The sequence below is a fragment of the Dyella caseinilytica genome, from assembly GCF_016865235.1.
Classification (GTDB): Bacteria; Pseudomonadota; Gammaproteobacteria; order Xanthomonadales; family Rhodanobacteraceae; genus Dyella_B; species Dyella_B caseinilytica.
The window spans coordinates 2,157,294-2,174,486 of the sequence record NZ_CP064030.1 but is presented as its reverse complement, the minus strand read 5'-3'; the positions used below and the strand labels follow the sequence as shown (position 1 = coordinate 2,174,486).

Below are 17,193 nucleotides of genomic sequence, written 5' to 3'. Positions count from 1 at the left end.
GCGCTCCAGTACGGTGTAAGGGACAGAACGGATAACCTCATTTCCTTAAAACTCGACCGTGTGGTCAGAGCCATGGCTTGGGACGCTTTTCCCAAGCGACGATATGTTGCGTTTGCGTACCGAGCCCTTCGATGCCTAGCGATATGCAATCGCCATCAGTGAGAAAAATTGGATCGGGTTTATGTCCGGCGCCAACCCCCGCCGGCGTGCCGGTAGCGATGATGTCGCCCGGATTAAGCGCCATAAACTGAGATAGGTAGGCGACCATAAAAGGCACATCAAAAATCAGGTTCTGCGTGGAACCGTCTTGCCGGCGTGTTCCGTTAACGTCGAGCCACAGCCGAAGTTTTCCGGGTTCTCGAACCTCATCGCGAGTTACCAGCCACGGGCCCAGAGGAGAAAAACCTGGAAAGCTCTTACCCTTTGTCCATTGACCAGCACGATTGAGCTGGAATTCGCGTTCCGTAAAATCATTCAACACGCAATAGCCAGCGACATGCTCCAATGCGTGCGCCTGATCGATATGCAGCCCATGCTTGCCAATGACGATGGCGAGCTCCACTTCCCAATCGCAGTGGGTTGCATTGGGAGGCATTGCGATAGCGTCATTGGGCCCCGTTGGGGAACAGCCCTTCAGGAATAAAAGTGGCTCGGTCGGTATGGCAAGTCCGGCTTCTTTGGCATGATCCGTGTAGTTGAGACCTACGCATATCATTTTTCCGACCGAAGAAATCGGCGGCCCAAAACGAACCTCCTCCTCAATGAGGCTCAAAGTTTTGACATCGATGGAGGCGATGCGTGCCAGCGCCTCGTCGGACAGATGATGGCCCGTGATGTCGGGAACATGATACGAAAGGTCGCGTAGCTTTCCCTCCGCATCGATCAATCCTGGTCTCTCACTGCCAGGTGCGCCAAAACGTACAAGTTTCATGCGGTCTCCAGTCGACAATCTCTCCGCATGGAGATAAGCCTAACCAAGAGACACGTTTACTTATTGGACGTAAATGCCAACCATTGTTCGTTCCAGAACTTTCACAAGATCAGAAAATTCCTGGATAACGACCGCCATCCATCAGCAGATTTTGCCCTGTTATGTAGCCCGCATAGACGCTGCAAAGAAAGGCGCATGCCGCGCCGAATTCCGACGGATCTCCAAAACGTTTGGCAGGAATCGTTTGAACCTGATCTTTCTCCAGTTGTTCAACCGAAAGCCCCAGATGTTGGGCATGCGCAGCCAACAATGACTTGGACCGATCGGTGTCGTATACACCAGGAAGCAAGCTGTTGACGGTAACATTATGCGACGCAACCGCACGCGCCACATTGCTTGAAAATCCAGTCAGTCCAAGCCTTGGCGCAGCGGAAAGGGCGTAGGCGTCGGTGGGCATCTTCACTGCCCAACTCGTAATATTGACGACGCGGCCAAAGCCACGCTCCATCATACCGCTCACGGTCATACGGATAAGCTCCACCGGAGCAAGCATGTTGGCGTTAACGGCCTTTTCCCAATCGTTCAGTGAAAAATTCCGAAAGTCCCCGGTCGGTGGGCCGCTTGCGTTGGTGATCAAAATATCCGGGTCTTCGCATGCCGCGATGGCGTCATGACGCCCCTGGACCGAGGTGACATCACAAGGCAGTGCCAAGACCTCGACGCCGTAACGTTGTCGGATTTCGTCGGCAGCCTTCTCAAGAGTTGCCTGAGTTCGCGCCAACAAGACTAGATTCACACCTTCTTCGGCCAGGGTATCTGCGCAAGCGCGGCCAAGTCCTTGGCTCGCGCCACAAATCAAGGCTTTCTTGCCTCTAATTCCAAGATCCATCGCGACACCTCCAGAATGAGATTTCGCCTCGTAACACCCGCAAGAAAAACGTTTTCCGCCAGACGCGCCGTTCTTTGTAGACAGGGTCTGTGTCTGATATTTGCCAATTTTTTGAGCTTTACGACAAGGAGCTTTTTATTGCCCCAAAGCGCATTCTCGCGCAAACATCATTCCGGCGAAGGCCGGAATCCATGACCAGCGCGAAGCGTAGATTCCGGCCTCCGCCGGAATGACAGCCAAGTGATTCCCAGGATCACGACTGACTTGAATCACTCTCCGATCTTGCTGGAATCAACGAGCGAAAACGAGACCATAGCAGTGGGCCCGTATTATTTTTCCTCTTCGACCTCTGGCATCACCTGCCCCATCTCCATCGCCTGGCTGGGAGAGACCTCTTGTATACCAATGACGATTTGGTCATCGGGCGCACTAGTCGCGGTCTGAAACATCTTCCATAGCTCAGTCAGCATCCCTTTCTTGTATTCGGAGGATCTTCCGGATCGAATCAGTACCGTCAGCGCCGCAGCAGGTGCTTCTTCGCCGGCGGTGAAACCGTCACCCGGCTGAAAGTCATGAAATACCACATGTATCCAATTTTCCGGTACACCAGCGTATGCGGAATGGAAGGATGTCAATTGTCTCGCCAGGTGAGCTTTGGCCTGACGGTCAAGCGTCCCCTTCTGCGTAACCAGTGTATAGAGTGGCATTCGTTTATCGACCCTTGGATAGTTGAGTTAGCTTCGACTCACGTCGACTTTCCCGTCTCGCGCAACGCAAACGACACCAGAAGAGCCAGTGCAATGACTGCAATCCAGAAAATGCCCGACTCGAAAAAATGGTGCTCTGGAGTGATCATGGACGAACCAATCGTCTTTCCGATGTGCTTGGAAAAAACAGGGCCAAGCAGTGCCGTAATGCTGAAGGTGATGAAGTTGATGGCACCTGTCGCGCTTCCCTTCACGTAATCCGGATTGGCTTCTTTGATGATCGTGTAGGGAATCATGGCCGCGCCGGACGAAATGCCGAATACAAACAGCGTTACCCAATTGGGTAACACACTTGGCAGAAACGTCAGCTGCAAGGCACAGACCAACATCGCGCTTACCCCAATGAGTAGCGCGACTTTTCTACGGTGCAAGACATCGGCCAGCCAACCGAAGAGTGGACAACCGAAGACCCAGCCAAAAGGCACCATGGAAATGGCGAAGACAGCGTCGTGATAACTGAATAGTTTATCTTCCTGAAACAGACGAACGCCCCAGACCATATCGCCAATGGTGGTTGGCGCAAACAGCAGACCCGACACAATGCCACAAAGGTACGACTGTGGATTGCTGAGAACAACTTTATAGGGGGTGAGGAAATTGCGTTTTTCGCCGGCCGTGACCACGTGCTTCTCGCTCGGCGTCACGAGCAGCAAACCCACTGCAACCAGCAACACAACGACGCCCAATCCCATCCAGAATTGATGGATGTTGACGAAGCCATGAATGAGCGGCCCTACGGCAATCTGCCCCATGGATCCGCCCAACATACCGAAACACTGAGTGAATCCGATCGCCGTGGCCAGGCTCTTCGCAGAAAAACCATGCGATGCAAGATATACCGCACCAGTGAAGGCAAACGCTGAGCCAGCGCCCTGCAAAAGGCGGCCGACGCTTCCCACTGAATCTTGGGGTATCGCGAATAGCAGGCAGCCTATCGCGAGCAGCACCATGCCAGTGGGTACGACATATTTGGCACCAAAGCGATCCAGGAGGATGCCCGCCACCAAGCTGGTGGTCGAATAGGTGTAGTAGTACAGGCCCAAGATGGTACTGACCCCGAGCGCCGTGACGCTAAACGCCTGAGACAGCTCAGGGATCATCACGGCTGGCGCCGAGCGTGAGGCGTACTCCAGGAAATAGAAGACGGCGGCGAATCCCCACGCTATGGCGTAGGCAGTTTCTGCCCTTCGAGGCGCTTGAACGACTGCAGGTCTGGCGCTCATCGGTTTACCTTGGCCGTTTACCCAGGTTACTCGTACTCTATCTTGCGCCCTTTGGCTATTCGTCCCCCAAATGGGTAGTTATGCGTCTCATGTCATGACAGCTTTGTTCAATATGAAGCATGCTTATTCAAGTAAGCGGCGTTTTCATGGGGAAAAACGCGATTTTCCCTCACGCTTCCTATCACCACTAAATTGGATTTGGCTTGCGACCTTTGATTGGCGTGTTGCCTAATAGGTACTCACACCCTCTTCCATGTTGCTCCATGGGTACAAATACCATCGGCAAGAACGCCCTTCTATTAGCTGCGCGATGGATTGGCGGCCGAAGCGGGTACGTGCGCGCGTGTTTCGCGTGCTTACTACTGGTGTCCTTCGGCTCCGCGCGTATGGTTTGGTCTGCCGAACCCTCGCACCTCGTCTCACCCCTCTCGTCGCAGTCACCTTACCGATTGCTGCTGAGCCAGCTTCAGCACCACGCCTATTTATCTCGGGATGGTGCTCCATCCAACGCGACCTGGATCGCTCAGGCGCCGGATGGCTTTCTATGGATTGGGACACAAAACGGCCTGTACCGATTTGATGGCGTCCACTTTGATAACAGTGTGACCCGTTTGTTGCCGAGTACGAACATCTTTTCGCTTTATGCGGAACCCAATGGCGACCTGTGGATAGGCTACACATTCGGCGGAATGAGCCTGCTACATGATGGGAAAGTATCAAATGTCCCATCCGCCGCCCTGCCGGGTGGAAGTGTCATAGGTTTTGCAAGGACCAGGCGCGGAACACTCTGGATTGCGACGACACGCGGCATTGCCTGGCAAAAAGAAGGCCACTGGGAAACCGCCGGCACTGCTCAAGGTTATCTCGGGCATGGACCGCAAGCGCTTGCAGAAGTCAACGGAAAGATCTATCTCTTCGATATCGCCACCGCTTACGTGCTCGACGAACACAGCAATCAATGGCGACCTATCGATTATCTGCGAGCCACGGGCGATCTTATCGGGCTTCCCGCTGGCGTAGACTTGAAGAAAAGCAACCCCTACTGGGCAAGTTTGCGCGATCCGTCAGGTGCCATCTGGTACACCCGCGAAGATCAGGAAGGCATTACTCGAGAGCATTGGACTGATGGAAACAGCTCCCCCTCCTCCGAGGAACACTTCGATCGACGCGACGGATTGTCGGGCCAATTCGCGCTCTTTTACTTCATGGACCGCGAATCAAACATCTGGGTGGCGACAGAAGGTGGCATTGACCGCTTTTCAGTCGGGAAATTTACGCCCGTTCACTTGCCAAGCAACTTCCCTAACGAAGTGACCAACGTCACCATCGCTGCCGATGCACGTGGCGGCATATGGGTAGGCAGCCCTCGGGAATATGGCTTGTACATCAAGGGTGATCAATCGCCTATTCGTATCCCTGGTTTTGGACTGGGTGCGGATTGCTCGACGGTGGACAGCCATGGCTTTGTATGGATGCCAGGAAGAAATGATGTAGAAATGTACGACGGTTTGCACATAGCTCACGTTCCACCGCCACCCGGCACTCTGATTGATGAGCGTGGTGAGCAAGTGATTCAGGCCTGTCAAGGTATCGCAGTCGATGCAGCGGGCGACACATGGATATCCATCGTCAAAGTAGGCGTTTTCAGACTGGCCAACGGAACCTGGACCCTCAACGGTGGCCTCAAGGCTTTACCGGAAGGGCCCGCCATTCGCGTCATCAATGATGAATCCGGGCGCATCTGGCTGACTTATCCTGGCAACCGTATTGCAGTCGTCGACCATGATCACGTAACGCTATACAACAGCAGCAACGGCCTGAGCGTCGGAAATGTATTCGGTCTGTATGCGCATGGCACCCACGTCTGGGCCACCGGTGACGATGGTGTTGCGTACCTATCGCCATCAGGCGTATTCAAGAATTTGATAGGCAAAGGTGACAACACCTTTCGCGGTGTATCAGGCGTCGTCCAGACGCAGGCCGGCGAGCTATGGCTTAACGGGCCGGATGGCGTCTACAGGATTGGCGCAAGTGAGATAGCAACATGGCTCAAGCGGCCCGACTTTACGCCGAGCTATGAGCTTTTCACCCAGGCGGATGGCATCAACGGCGCTCCGCTGCCCATTCGTCCGGGACCAACGATGATCGAAAGCACGGATGGACGCATCTGGGTAGCGACCAAGCAAAATCTTTCCTGGATCGACCCGGCTCATATCCGGCGCAATACGGTTGCACCGGACGTTACGATCAACACGCTTGCATCGGCCGACTCCAGCTGGCCTGCATCCTCCGTTCCTTCGTTACCACCGGGGACGCGCAGCATCCACATTGCCTATACAGCGCCCGCGCTGTCGATGCCGGAGCGCGTACATTTCCGATATCGGCTGAAGGAAGTGGATGAAAATTGGCAAGACGACGGAGGTCGCCGCGAGGCTTTCTATACCAATATGCAGCCTGGGAGCTACCACTTCGAGGTGATTGCACTCAACGAAGATGGCGTTGTCAGCGGGCGAACCGCTACGTTGAATTTTACGATCACGCCAGCCTTTTACCAGGCGACATGGTTCAAGGCGCTAGTAGCCTGTGTCGTTGGCGTTGCCCTTTGGCTTGTCTATATGCTTCGCCTCCGCTTTGTCGAGCGGCGCTATCGACTACTTAGGATAGAACGCCACTCAGAGCGCGAGCGCATTGCGCGCAATCTCCACGATACCTTGCTTCAAGGCATGCAAGGCATCCTCCTGCAAATTGAGATGCTCTCCAAAAGCCGTGATCTATCGGATACGCAACGGCAAAGGATCACCAGAATAGAGGAAAAGATGCGCGAATCCCTCGTCGAAGGACGCGATGCCATCAGCGCGCTTCGACAGGCCGATTCCGACCATGCAGACCTGATGGAAAAACTGAAGGCCATTGGCGCTGATGCGGCAGTTCATTCGGATACTCGCCTCTCGATACTCGTTGACGGCGAGCCACGGCCACTTTGCACCATGCATTGCGAAGAGATGATCGCCATTGTCCGGGAGAGCGTCATCAACGCCTTCAAGCACGCTCAAGCGGAATGGGTAGTCGTGTCTGTCAACTACACCGATGACACCCTTACCGTCGATGTCACGGATAACGGTATCGGCGTCACCGAACAGAAAATCCATGACAAGCAAAAAGAGGGGCATTGGGGAATCGCCGGCATGCGCGAGCGTGCGATAAAACTTGGTGGCCAGCTAACCATCCGAGGTGCCAGTCCAAGAGGCACCAAAGTCGAACTGGTTCTGCCTTGGCAAGCCATCCAGGCAAGCCGAGCGTTTATAAGGCGTCGCCGACATTTCGCCGACTATGAAGACGCTCTCCGTGATCGCTGAGATTGAGATTGACGCCAAACCGCCCGATTGCCGTCTACGAAGGGAATGAATACAGCATCACTTCGGCGAGTTCAGCCCGACATGCCTCACCAAAGTCGTGCAGAAAATCCATGCCGCCCTGCTCCGCAAAGATCTTCAACTCATGCAGTGTTTTGTTCGGCTTTAGATACGTATCGACAATCGTGTCCATGGCACGCTCTGCGGTCATCAGTACGGTTGGCGAGGCCGTAAGACGGATGCGAGTGACCAGCGCATACAATTTCACCAGTTGCGTGACGTCGTCCTCGCCGTGCACCAGGGCGTCACCATAAAGCCTTGAAGCCTCTGCGATAAAGGCATTAAAGAGCGTCTCGCGCCTTTTTCGCTCAGCCTCGCGATACTGAACCGCAAGCTGTGTGCGTTGAGTCAGCCAGGAGGTCGCAAAGGAGGTGAGGCCACCGATTCCCGCACCGGTAAGCCCCGCCAGAGCAGATATGTAGGCCGTATTCATGGTGGCATCCATGCACGGTCACTAGCGTTGCATGCTCATCACCCGATCCATGGGCACCATGTTGGATGCCAGGTGCGACATGATCCACAACGACCCCACCATAACGATAGTGATGATCAGGATCGTGGCGGCAAAAGCCAGGACGTTCGTTTTCTGTTCCGGCGCTGTGTTGATATGAAGGAAGAAAATCAAGTGGACGATCATCTGGGCTATGGCCAGTACCACTAAGGCTGCCTCAATACTGAAAGGTGCCATATTCTTCGACGGCGCGATGGCGAAGGCCGCCAGGGTCAGGATGATCGCCAGACCATAGCCAATGACATAGCCACGCCATGTGCCATGACTCTCCTGCGTCTCAAGGCCTGGCGTCCACCGGTTTGCGCGCCGCGGATCATGCAGTTGGTTCGTCATAGGTAGCCTCCTATCAGATACACAAAGGTGAAGATCCCAATCCACACCACATCAAGCACGTGCCAGAACAGGCTGAAGCAGAGAAAACGCCGGACCATCGCTGGTGTGAAACCGCGTCCGAGAAACTGGATAAGCAGCACGGACAGCCACAGTAATCCGCAGGTCACGTGAATACCGTGCGTGCTTACCAGTGTGAAAAATGCCGAAAGAAAGGCACTCCGATCAGGGCCTGCCCCTCTGTCGATCAACTCCGAAAACTCGCGCACTTCCAACGTAAGGAACATCACCCCCAGCAACGCGGTCACGAGAAAACCCACCAGCGTCACAAAGCGGTTGCGGCGATCGCACGCCAGCATCGCAATGCCACAAGTGAAGCTACTGGTCAGCAGGCATGCGGTTTCGATCAGGGCGTTCCTTGCGCTGAAAAGTGCATGGCTGTCCGGGCCTCCGTCAGTCGCGCCGCGAAGTACCGCAAAGGCGGCAAACAGTGCAGCAAACAATATTCCGTCGCTGAGCAGATAGATATAGAAGCCAAAACCCGTCACGTGCTGCCGTGTAGGCAACGCAGCGCTGTCTTCCGGGTACGAATCCACTGTGGTTGCATCGACTGACATGGGTGGCCTCTGAAATTACCTGGCGTAGACACTGACGCGTTCAAGACGCGCGATGTCGGAAGGGGTTAGTTCGTATTCGTCATCCTCATCCCATGAGCGCCAAGCCACCAGCACAATAAATGCGAGCAGGGCCAATATGCCCATCCACCAGATGTGCCAGATCATTCCAAATCCACCAATCACGGCAAAGAAACTCATCATGAAACCGAGCCCGGAGTTCTTAGGTATCTCGATCGACTCGTAGACTTTCTGTGACGACGCGTCTGCGCTTTGTTTTGCCTCCCAGTAGGCGTCCAACTCATTCGCTTTTGGAAGCAGCGCAAAGTTATAGGCGGGCGGCGGCGATGTGGTAGACCATTCCAGTGTCCGGCCATCCCACGGATCACGCGCATCCTTGCTGAGCTGATCGCGTTTACGGATGCTCCACACCAGCTGAGTGATCTGCAGAAGAATGCCTATCAGGATGAACACCGCGCCACATTCGGCAACCAGCAGATAAGGCAGCCAGGCCGGATTGTCGTAATGGTTCATGCGGCGCGTCATACCCATGAAACCCAATGCATAAAGCGGCATGAAGGCGAGATAGAAGCCAACGAACCAGCACCAGAAAGCCGCTTTGCCAAGTCCTTCATGTAACTGAAATCCAAAAGCCTTGGGAAACCAGTACGTCAGGCCGGCAAAACAACCGAACACTACGCCGCCGATGATGACATTGTGAAAGTGCGCAATGAGAAACAGACTGTTGTGCAAAACAAAATCAGCGGGGGGCACCGCCATCAGCACGCCGGTCATGCCGCCGATGGTGAATGTCACCATGAAGCCGATGGTCCACAGCACTGGTGAAGCGAAACGGATTCGGCCGCCATACATGGTGAACAGCCAGTTGAAGATCTTCACGCCCGTAGGTATGGCGATCACCATCGTTGTAATACCAAAGAATCCGTTGACGTCAGCGCCGGATCCCATGGTGAAAAAGTGATGCAGCCACGTGGTAAAGGCCAACAAGGTAATCGCCATCGTAGCCACGACCATGGACCGGTAGCCGAACAATGGCTTACGCGAGAAGGTGGCGATAATTTCGGAAAAGACACCGAAAGGCGGAAGAATCAGGATATAGACCTCAGGATGACCCCACGTCCAGATCAGGTTGATGTACATCATGGGGTTGCCGCCACCGTCATTGGTGAAGAAATGCATCCCCAGATATCTGTCCGCAATAAGCATCGCCAACGTTGCTGTCAGGATGGGAAAGGCCGCAACGATCAGCATGTTGGCGGCCAATGCGGTCCACGTGAACACCGGCATTTTTGACATCGTCATGCCAGGCGCTCGCAGCTTCAAAATCGTGGTGATCAGGTTTACCCCAGACAGCAACGTGCCGACGCCAGAGATTTGTAACGACCACAAGTAGTAATCAACCCCCACCCCGGGGCTGAATGAGAGCTCTGACAGCGGCGGATAAGCCAACCAACCAGTGCGGGCAAACTCACCGACGCCCAGAGAGATATTGATCAGCAGCGCACCTGCGGCAGTCAGCCAGAAGCTGACCGAGTTGAGCACCGGGAAAGCAACGTCGCGCGCACCAATTTGCAGGGGCACGACGAAATTCATCAGGCCAACCACGAACGGCATGGCCATAAAGAAAATCATGATGGTACCGTGCGCCGAGAAGATCTGGTCGTAATGCTCCGGCGGCAGAAAACCATGCGCATTGCCGCTGGCCAATGCCTGCTGGGAACGCATCATGATGGCGTCACTAAAGCCGCGAAGAAGCATCACCATCGCCAGCAGTGTGTACATGATGCCGATGCGCTTGTGGTCTACTGTGGTCAACCACTCGGTCCACAACCACTGCCATTTTCGCTTGTACGTGATAAGGCCAAGAATAGCCAGGACACCGATGATGATCACCATACACGTGCCCATGATGATCGGTTGATCGAAAGGAATAGCCTGAAGCGTCAGCTTCCCAAACATATCAGTGCTCCGTGGAGGCTGCAGTAAGCGTCGTGCCGGAATGAGCGGATAATGTGACTCGTGCAACGGAGGGCCGTCTCGTTGCGATATCCATAGCGTGGTTGAAAAGATCTGGCGTCATCGACGAGTAATAGGTGATACCACCCGTGCCGTGCTCATCAGCGAGTTGGTTGTAAGTGGCATCATCCAGGGGTGTTCCTGCTTGCCTGACATGATCGACCCAGGCGTTAAACGACTTGTCGTCTGTCGCGAGCACCTGAAAGTGCATGTCGGAAAAACCATTTCCGCTGAATTGCGCCGACAGTCCTCGATAGCTACCCGACTGATCAGCCAACAGCGACAATGTTGTTTGCATACCTGGCATCGCATAGATCTGTCCGCCGAGCGACGGAACAAAGAAAGAGTTCATCACCGTCGCCGAGGTCAATTGCAGGGAGATGGGCGTGCCGGTCGGGATGGCTAATTCATTGATGCTGGCAATCCCCTGATCGGGGTAGATAAACAGCCAGCGCCAATCCAGCGCCACCACTTCAACCGTCAAGGGTTTTCGGCTGGAAGTGAGCGGTTTATAGGGGTCGAGTTGGTGCGCCCCAACCCAGGCGAGACTGCCAAGGAACAGGATGACAAGCAGCGGAATCATCCATATCGAGAATTCGATATAGCCCGAATATTCCCATCGGGGACGGTATTTTGCGCGTGCGTTGGAAGCACGGAACCACCACGCAAACCACAACGTCAGCAGGATGATCGGTGTGATGACCATCAACATCAGGATGAGCGCTTCAAGAAGCAATTGTTTTTCTTGTGCTCCAACCGGCCCCTTGGGATCCAAAACTCCCTCGGCGCAGGCCGATAGCGATGCACATGCGACGGCGACACCTGTTCTCAATGTTGTTCTTGGCCAATTTGGCAACGACATGCTCGATCTCCGAAACTCGGCCATATAAATCCCCGCACACCAACGCGCTGATCCATTGAGGTGCAAAAGGGTATCGACGGACTCCGCGTGTCAAAGCCCGAGACGCAAAGAGCCACATCACGTGATGGTGAGAGGCAAGTGAACGATAAGTAATGGCATCCGAGCGGTCTTGGACGAAAATGTTCGATAAGGAACGGATGCGACGCCAAATCACGCGCTTTCAGAACTTTCTTCGGATCTTCTGTAGTACTGATGGGTTCGATGGCAAGACATGGATTTTGTCCATAGCCTGTCAGACACGTACAAGCCTGCGGCTCTTCTTAGCGTTAACGTCTGAATACTCATCGGCATGCTCGTGATCGCCGATCGCCATAAGCCAATTCACTTATCGCGTTCCCTACCCCACTACGCGCCAAAGCTTGATAACCAGGGAGACCATCACCATGGCCATGTCATCCGCCGAATACGTCGCTAAAGTCTTCGAGCAGGCAGGTGTCAAACATGTGTACGGTGTCGTCGGCGATTCGCTGAACGGCCTGACTGATGCTTTTCGCCGCAGCTCCGTTGAGTGGCTGCATATGCGCCATGAGGAAGCCGCGGCGTTTGCCGCCGGCGCCGAGGCTCATTTGACCGGAGAGCTTGCCGTCTGTGCCGGCAGCTGCGGACCCGGCAATCTGCACCTCATCAATGGTTTATTTGATTGCCACCGTAGTGGCGTACCGGTATTGGCCATCGCATCGCATATACCGAGCAGCGAAGTCGGTATCGATTACTTCCAGGCGACGCATCCGGAGATCCTCTTCAGGGAATGCAGTCACTATGTGGAACTGGTATCCAATCCAAACCAGCTTCCGCAGGTGCTCGGTCGCGCCATGCGCGCAGCTGTTGCCAGACGCGGCGTGGCTGTCGTCGTCATCCCTGGGGATGTTTCCCTGAAAGACGCCGTTGCAGACGTTCCGCACTGGATCATACCGACGAAGCCGATCATTCATCCATCCCTGAAGGATCTGAAGCGACTCACCAATCTGCTGAAAGATGCTACACGCGTCACCATCTTCTGCGGCGCTGGCTGCGCGGGTGCTCACGACGAGGTGGTGGAATTGGCGCGTCGCCTGAAAGCGCCCATCGTGCATACGCTGCGCGGCAAGGAATACATGGAATATGACAATCCCTACGATGTCGGCATGACGGGGCTCGTTGGCTTTTCGTCTGGCTACGCCGCGATGAAGGATTGCGACACTTTGCTGTTGCTCGGCACCGACTTTCCGTACCGTCAGTTCTTTCCAGCACATGCCAAGATCGCCCAGCTCGACGTACGCCCCGAGGCGCTTGGCAACCGCTGTCCGCTCGACCTCGGCCTGATCGGAGATGTCAGGGAAACACTGCAGATGCTGCTACCGTCCATTCCCGAAAAGACGGACTCCAGCCATCTTGATGCAGCACTCGCCCATTACAAAGAGGCGCGCGAAGGGCTCGATGATCTGGCTGAACCGAGGCATGGAAGCGATCTCATTCACCCACAATACGTAACGAAGCTGGTCAGCGAGCTGGCGACCGATGACGCCATCTTCACTTGCGACGTGGGCACCCCGATCTTGTGGACAGCACGTTACTTGAAGGTCAACGGCAAGCGCCGGATTGTCGGTTCGTTCAATCATGGCTCCATGGCGAACGCCATGCTGCATGCCATCGGTGCGCAAGTCGCCTGCCCCGATCGCCAGGTCATCTCCATGTCCGGCGATGGCGGCTTTGCGATGATGATGGGTGAGTTTCTATCGCTGACGCAGCTTGATCTCCCAGTGAAGATCGTCCTGCTGAATAACGGCACGCTGGGCTTTGTCGAGATGGAGATGAAAGCCAACGGCTTTATCGATTCCGGCTGCGACCTGGTGAACCCCAACTTCGCGCAAATGGCCAGCGCCGTGGGAGTCAAAGGCATTCGCGTGGAAAAGGCCAAAGACCTCCGGGCGGCTCTGACTGAAGCGTTTTCGCATGATGGCCCCGCTCTGGTCGATGTGGTTAGCGCAAGGCAAGAACTGGCCATGCCGCCCAAGACGACGTTCGACGAGGCCTACAAGTTCGGACTATTCATGATTAAAGCGGTCCTCGATGGACGCGGCGGTCAGCTGGTGGATCTGGCGAAGGTGAATTTGTTGCGCTGATCTACGACAAATCGGTTTGACGATCCATACGTTCTCCCGTTCGAGAAGACCGGCTCGTCGCGAAGGGCTTTGATTTACCGTACCGTCATTCCCGCGAAAGCGGGAATCCATTTTCCCTTTCGAAATCAGAGCAACATAGATTCCCGTTTTCGCGGGAATGACGACACGGAAAAATTGCGCTTTTTCGCGGCATCGACGGTTTTCGATGCCAATGGCATCAGCGATGCGCGTTTCCGCTACAAAATTCGCCGAATAGGTAAGTACCCAGCCACACCCCTATTCCCGATGCCATGGGCAATTCCCATCTGCATTGATGCGTTGCGGCCAGCACGTCCACGAAGGCACATCCCAAGCCAGCAAGCATAAGCACTTCGCCGAGCAGCAAGCTCCATTGCAAGGGTTGATGTCGTGCCAGGGGATTCTCAAACCAGTTTGGACGTCGCCAGCGCGCCAATGACCCAGGAATCATGCGCTGGTACTGCAGCACAAAGCACGTCGCCGCCATGGCCAGTGCGAGGACACTCGGCACCAACCAAACACTGGCAAATAAGTAGTCTGCCTGTATCTGCATCACGCCACGGCAAAGCGGAAGCGCGATGGCTATCCATGCCATCGCGCGCAGCGCTACCCAATTGGCGGACCGCGTTGACATGGTCGGTTACGTATTCATCCCAAGGGCGGCTCTTCATTGAGGGGCCGAAAGCCCCTCAATGGTTACAACACAGACCGATGTCACTTAACGGAATGATCCACAAGCGTCTTCAGATCAGTCACATCATAGGAGACCGACATGCGATAGCCATTGCCGCAGCGCACGGGCGCAAGATCGGACAGCTCTTCGTTTTCGCACTCAGGAAGCGTCAGTTCGCCCTTGCCCATCCATGCATCGGCCACCTTAAAGTTGTCCATGATGGACTCGACCAGTTCATGCACGGCAGGACGCTCCCATTGCCCTGCTGCCAGCCTCGGAAAATGGCGCATATTGATGGTTGGACGCGAACCCAGGGCAGCAGGATCGGTCACGGCCTTTTCGAGCGTGACGATGCCTCGTGCAATCCGCTGCCCGTCCGCCGAGGCGCTCGCACCAAATCGACCTCCAGGTGCCAGCTTCGGAGAAGCCGGACCACTGGCGGCAAACGTGCGCGTCTGAAAAACCAAGCCCAGCCGCTTGGGAAATCCCTGCGCCCAACCACGCGCCATAGCCGCGTCATTGTCGACGAAGATATAAGGACAGTATGCGACGGGCTTGCCGTTGAACAAAGCGTCAACGAGAACGAAGAACTCCCGGTACTGGTATCGCGCTGGATTGAGAAACTCGTCATGCTCGCCGGTGAACTGCCAATCGATAAAATACGCCTGGGCATGTCCTTCCGCCTTGGCGTCCGCCTGCAACTCTGCGGGCAAAAGGGACGCAACGGCTTCCGGCTTGGCCCAGAAATCGATCACCAGAAAATCACCGGCGTAGTGCCATGGCGGCGGCGGTGAGATGTTGGAGAGTCCACGCGGCGTCAAGGGGACGAAAAAGTTACTTTTCATTTGACCATTCCCGGATGAAGTCAGACAAGATGGCATCGGTCTCATGGCCGCCGGACGGATGCAACAACGCGGATGGCATGACCACGATCGAAATGACTATCGCATTCCTCGTTGGACTGATCTTGGATGAATGTGATCGCAAAAGCCGGAAACGGATATCGTGCTATGGAAGGTCGATCAGGCTTCCTGTGTACTGCACAAGCTTTCCAAAATCTCCCAGAGGCGATCTTTCTCCCCATCGGCGATGACCTGATAGGCATTTCTGCCTTCCAGGCTCCGGTGGCGCATGCACATCCACAAGACAGCGCGCGTTCTGTCGCCAAGGCCGATAACCAGCATGCTGGAGAAATCGGCCAACCGCTCTTCCAGCACAGAAAATGCCTTGAGCGCGATTTGTTCGCGCCTGGCCTGAAGCTCCTGCAACTGTGTACCCATATCCTCAAATGGATCTACGTTACGCATGCTAGTGGCCTTGTTTCAATCACGCTCACCGCGCCGGATGGAATATAAAAACTTGATCACCAGACCAGCCTTGCCCTGTTTGACAAGTTCCTTCGCGGTCATTCCTCCGAGTTCTCGAATACACGCAGACCGATACCACTCCTCGACGCGAAAGGGATCGCTCTCGATGATGGAGGCCAGCCGCGAAATGTAGACGAAGCTGACATCGGTCAATGGATTCAAGGCCGACGCACCCGTCCTTCGTGGTGGCCAAGGCACACCAATGCCTCTCATAGTCACGGCCTTGCTCTTGTAACGTGGACAAAGGCTACGTTACGCCGGCCGCCGCCCGGTTTTCTTGCATCTTTTTGCGCGGGGATGTGCGTTTCCACACTGGGCCCTGAACATGGACCAGGCAGGTAGATCCATGAGCCCCCCTGACACCGTGTGTACATGCCCCGGGAGCCGAATTACTCTTTCGAGCATTGAAGTCCCTCTCTGCCCAGCGCATAGTCGCGGGCAAGCTTGCATGCGACCAGAATAGCTCTAACCTATTGATTTTAAGTCGCTATTTTTCAGGTGAGTCGCTTGAACGAGAAGAACGAAAGATATGGGATTCTCGTCGTGGACGACCATCCGGTGATGCGGGATGGCCTTCGGGCTGTCATTGAGCAAGAGCCTGATATGGAGGTCGCGGGAGAAGCTTCCGATGGTAGAGAGGCAATCGAGCAATTCCAGCGATTGCTACCTGACGTCATGCTGATCGATCTGCAAATGCCGGATGTCGACGGCCTGCAAGCTATCACAGCCATTCGCAACGGGTTTCCCGATGCGACCATCATCGTGCTTACGACATTTCCTGGTGATGCGCGTGTGGTACGCGCCCTCACGCTTGGCGCGACGTCCTATCTGCTCAAGACAGCACGACGCGATGAAATCATCAAAGCCGTCCGCGGTGCACTTTCTGGACGAAACACCGTGGCGCCGGAAGTCGCACAGGAAATCGCTTGCCACGCCGGGCACGAAAATCTGACCGAACGGGAAGTCGAAGTACTGAAGCGGGTCGCCGAAGGCCTCAGCAACCGCGATATCGCTGATGCCTTATGTATTTCAGAAGATACGGTCAAAGCCCGCATGAAAAGCATCATGGGAAAACTCGGTGCCGAGGATCGCACGCACGCCGTGATGATCGCGATACGCCGCGGCTTCATGGACGCCCGACCCTGACCTGTATGAGCAACTGACCGTCACTGGCATATAAGTGACAGCCATTAAAATTTCGTGTTCCAGGTCACGATGCAGCGCCCCTGTTCACCCAAAAAACCAAAAGAAGACCGAACGAAAACCGAGATTTCACGACAGAAACCCTCGGCTCCCCTAATGTCTTCATCAAAAGAACGAATCACACGTTGTAAGGGCCAATGGTCCGCTGAGTGGATTGGGTGATACGTACTTTTCGCAGGGCGCGTGTACCAGG

At 55.0% G+C, this 17,193-nt stretch carries 16 protein-coding genes; 3 read left to right on the top strand and 13 right to left on the bottom strand.

All coding sequences use genetic code 11. The annotated features are described in order from the left end of the window. Window positions 1-64: 64 nt before the first annotated feature. The 4 genes from ISN74_RS09565 to ISN74_RS09550 all read right to left on the bottom strand — a co-directional run bounded on the left by ISN74_RS09565 (window position 65) and on the right by ISN74_RS09550 (window position 3,810). Window positions 65-931: a fumarylacetoacetate hydrolase family protein gene (locus ISN74_RS09565; RefSeq protein ID WP_188799106.1), complete on the bottom strand. Its 867-nt coding sequence runs from the start codon at window positions 929-931 to the stop codon at window positions 65-67. 109 nt (window positions 932-1,040) lie between these two features. Beyond that, window positions 1,041-1,820 carry an SDR family oxidoreductase gene (locus tag ISN74_RS09560; RefSeq protein WP_188799105.1) on the bottom strand — a complete coding sequence of 260 codons (780 nt, stop codon included), beginning with the start codon at window positions 1,818-1,820 and terminating at the stop codon, window positions 1,041-1,043. A 329-nt stretch (window positions 1,821-2,149) separates the two neighbouring features. Beyond that, complete coding sequence (locus ISN74_RS09555; RefSeq protein ID WP_188799104.1) at window positions 2,150-2,527, bottom strand: tautomerase family protein; 378 nt, start codon at window positions 2,525-2,527, stop codon at window positions 2,150-2,152. A gap of 38 nt (window positions 2,528-2,565) precedes the next feature. Beyond that, window positions 2,566-3,810 (bottom strand): MFS transporter, encoded by a 1,245-nt coding sequence (locus ISN74_RS09550; protein WP_188799103.1) that lies wholly within the window; start codon window positions 3,808-3,810, stop codon window positions 2,566-2,568. Between the two features lie 449 nt (window positions 3,811-4,259). Here ISN74_RS09550 and ISN74_RS09545 point away from each other — a divergent pair, with 449 nt between their 5' ends. Continuing rightward, window positions 4,260-7,166: a sensor histidine kinase gene (locus ISN74_RS09545; protein ID WP_188799102.1), complete on the top strand. Its 2,907-nt coding sequence runs from the start codon at window positions 4,260-4,262 to the stop codon at window positions 7,164-7,166. 34 nt (window positions 7,167-7,200) lie between these two features. On the opposite strand, the gene ISN74_RS09540 is transcribed toward ISN74_RS09545, so the two are convergent. From ISN74_RS09540 to cyoA, 5 genes are read right to left on the bottom strand one after another with little or no spacing between them, the layout of a single operon-like run. Further along, window positions 7,201-7,656: a hypothetical protein gene (locus ISN74_RS09540; protein WP_188799101.1), complete on the bottom strand. Its 456-nt coding sequence runs from the start codon at window positions 7,654-7,656 to the stop codon at window positions 7,201-7,203. 21 nt (window positions 7,657-7,677) lie between these two features. Then, complete coding sequence (gene cyoD, locus ISN74_RS09535; RefSeq protein ID WP_188799100.1) at window positions 7,678-8,067, bottom strand: cytochrome o ubiquinol oxidase subunit IV; 390 nt, start codon at window positions 8,065-8,067, stop codon at window positions 7,678-7,680. Next, window positions 8,064-8,681 carry a cytochrome o ubiquinol oxidase subunit III gene (gene cyoC, locus ISN74_RS09530; RefSeq protein ID WP_188799099.1) on the bottom strand — a complete coding sequence of 206 codons (618 nt, stop codon included), beginning with the start codon at window positions 8,679-8,681 and terminating at the stop codon, window positions 8,064-8,066. The genes cyoD and cyoC overlap by 4 nt, the downstream gene beginning before the upstream one ends. Window positions 8,682-8,696: 15 nt before the next feature. Continuing rightward, window positions 8,697-10,658: a cytochrome o ubiquinol oxidase subunit I gene (gene cyoB, locus ISN74_RS09525; RefSeq protein ID WP_188799098.1), complete on the bottom strand. Its 1,962-nt coding sequence runs from the start codon at window positions 10,656-10,658 to the stop codon at window positions 8,697-8,699. A gap of 1 nt (window position 10,659) precedes the next feature. Then, window positions 10,660-11,577 carry a ubiquinol oxidase subunit II gene (cyoA, locus tag ISN74_RS09520; protein WP_188799097.1) on the bottom strand — a complete coding sequence of 306 codons (918 nt, stop codon included), beginning with the start codon at window positions 11,575-11,577 and terminating at the stop codon, window positions 10,660-10,662. Window positions 11,578-12,020: 443 nt separating this feature from the next. Here cyoA and poxB point away from each other — a divergent pair, with 443 nt between their 5' ends. Beyond that, window positions 12,021-13,739, top strand: coding sequence for a ubiquinone-dependent pyruvate dehydrogenase (poxB, locus tag ISN74_RS09515; RefSeq protein WP_188799096.1), 1,719 nt, complete (start codon window positions 12,021-12,023; stop codon window positions 13,737-13,739). Between the two features lie 217 nt (window positions 13,740-13,956). On the opposite strand, the gene ISN74_RS09510 is transcribed toward poxB, so the two are convergent. The 4 genes from ISN74_RS09510 to ISN74_RS09495 all read right to left on the bottom strand — a co-directional run bounded on the left by ISN74_RS09510 (window position 13,957) and on the right by ISN74_RS09495 (window position 15,959). Next, window positions 13,957-14,391: a hypothetical protein gene (locus tag ISN74_RS09510; RefSeq protein ID WP_188799095.1), complete on the bottom strand. Its 435-nt coding sequence runs from the start codon at window positions 14,389-14,391 to the stop codon at window positions 13,957-13,959. An 80-nt stretch (window positions 14,392-14,471) separates the two neighbouring features. Then, the gene (locus ISN74_RS09505; protein ID WP_188799588.1) at window positions 14,472-15,275 is read right to left on the bottom strand and encodes an acetoacetate decarboxylase family protein; all 804 of its coding nucleotides are present in this window, start codon (window positions 15,273-15,275) and stop codon (window positions 14,472-14,474) included. Window positions 15,276-15,452: 177 nt separating this feature from the next. Beyond that, a complete protein-coding gene (locus ISN74_RS09500; protein ID WP_188799094.1) occupies window positions 15,453-15,737 on the bottom strand; it encodes a DUF2384 domain-containing protein in 285 nt (94 codons plus the stop codon). Window positions 15,738-15,752: 15 nt separating this feature from the next. Further along, window positions 15,753-15,959 (bottom strand): hypothetical protein, encoded by a 207-nt coding sequence (locus tag ISN74_RS09495; RefSeq protein WP_188799093.1) that lies wholly within the window; start codon window positions 15,957-15,959, stop codon window positions 15,753-15,755. Between the two features lie 345 nt (window positions 15,960-16,304). Here ISN74_RS09495 and ISN74_RS09490 point away from each other — a divergent pair, with 345 nt between their 5' ends. Further along, window positions 16,305-16,943: a response regulator gene (locus ISN74_RS09490; RefSeq protein ID WP_425488835.1), complete on the top strand. Its 639-nt coding sequence runs from the start codon at window positions 16,305-16,307 to the stop codon at window positions 16,941-16,943. The last annotated feature ends 250 nt before the right edge of the window (window positions 16,944-17,193 follow it).

Coding starts and splice junctions, on each gene's coding strand:
- ISN74_RS09540 (WP_188799101.1), bottom strand. CDS start 7,656: ATGAATACGGCCTACATATCTGCTCTGGCGGGGCTTACCGGTGCGGGA.
- ISN74_RS09510 (WP_188799095.1), bottom strand. CDS start 14,391: ATGTCAACGCGGTCCGCCAATTGGGTAGCGCTGCGCGCGATGGCATGG.
- poxB (WP_188799096.1), top strand. CDS start 12,021: ATGGCCATGTCATCCGCCGAATACGTCGCTAAAGTCTTCGAGCAGGCA.
- cyoC (WP_188799099.1), bottom strand. CDS start 8,681: ATGTCAGTCGATGCAACCACAGTGGATTCGTACCCGGAAGACAGCGCT.
- ISN74_RS09550 (WP_188799103.1), bottom strand. CDS start 3,810: ATGAGCGCCAGACCTGCAGTCGTTCAAGCGCCTCGAAGGGCAGAAACT.
- cyoB (WP_188799098.1), bottom strand. CDS start 10,658: ATGTTTGGGAAGCTGACGCTTCAGGCTATTCCTTTCGATCAACCGATC.
- ISN74_RS09505 (WP_188799588.1), bottom strand. CDS start 15,275: ATGAAAAGTAACTTTTTCGTCCCCTTGACGCCGCGTGGACTCTCCAAC.
- ISN74_RS09500 (WP_188799094.1), bottom strand. CDS start 15,737: ATGCGTAACGTAGATCCATTTGAGGATATGGGTACACAGTTGCAGGAG.
- ISN74_RS09555 (WP_188799104.1), bottom strand. CDS start 2,527: ATGCCACTCTATACACTGGTTACGCAGAAGGGGACGCTTGACCGTCAG.
- cyoD (WP_188799100.1), bottom strand. CDS start 8,067: ATGACGAACCAACTGCATGATCCGCGGCGCGCAAACCGGTGGACGCCA.
- ISN74_RS09565 (WP_188799106.1), bottom strand. CDS start 931: ATGAAACTTGTACGTTTTGGCGCACCTGGCAGTGAGAGACCAGGATTG.
- ISN74_RS09560 (WP_188799105.1), bottom strand. CDS start 1,820: ATGGATCTTGGAATTAGAGGCAAGAAAGCCTTGATTTGTGGCGCGAGC.
- cyoA (WP_188799097.1), bottom strand. CDS start 11,577: ATGTCGTTGCCAAATTGGCCAAGAACAACATTGAGAACAGGTGTCGCC.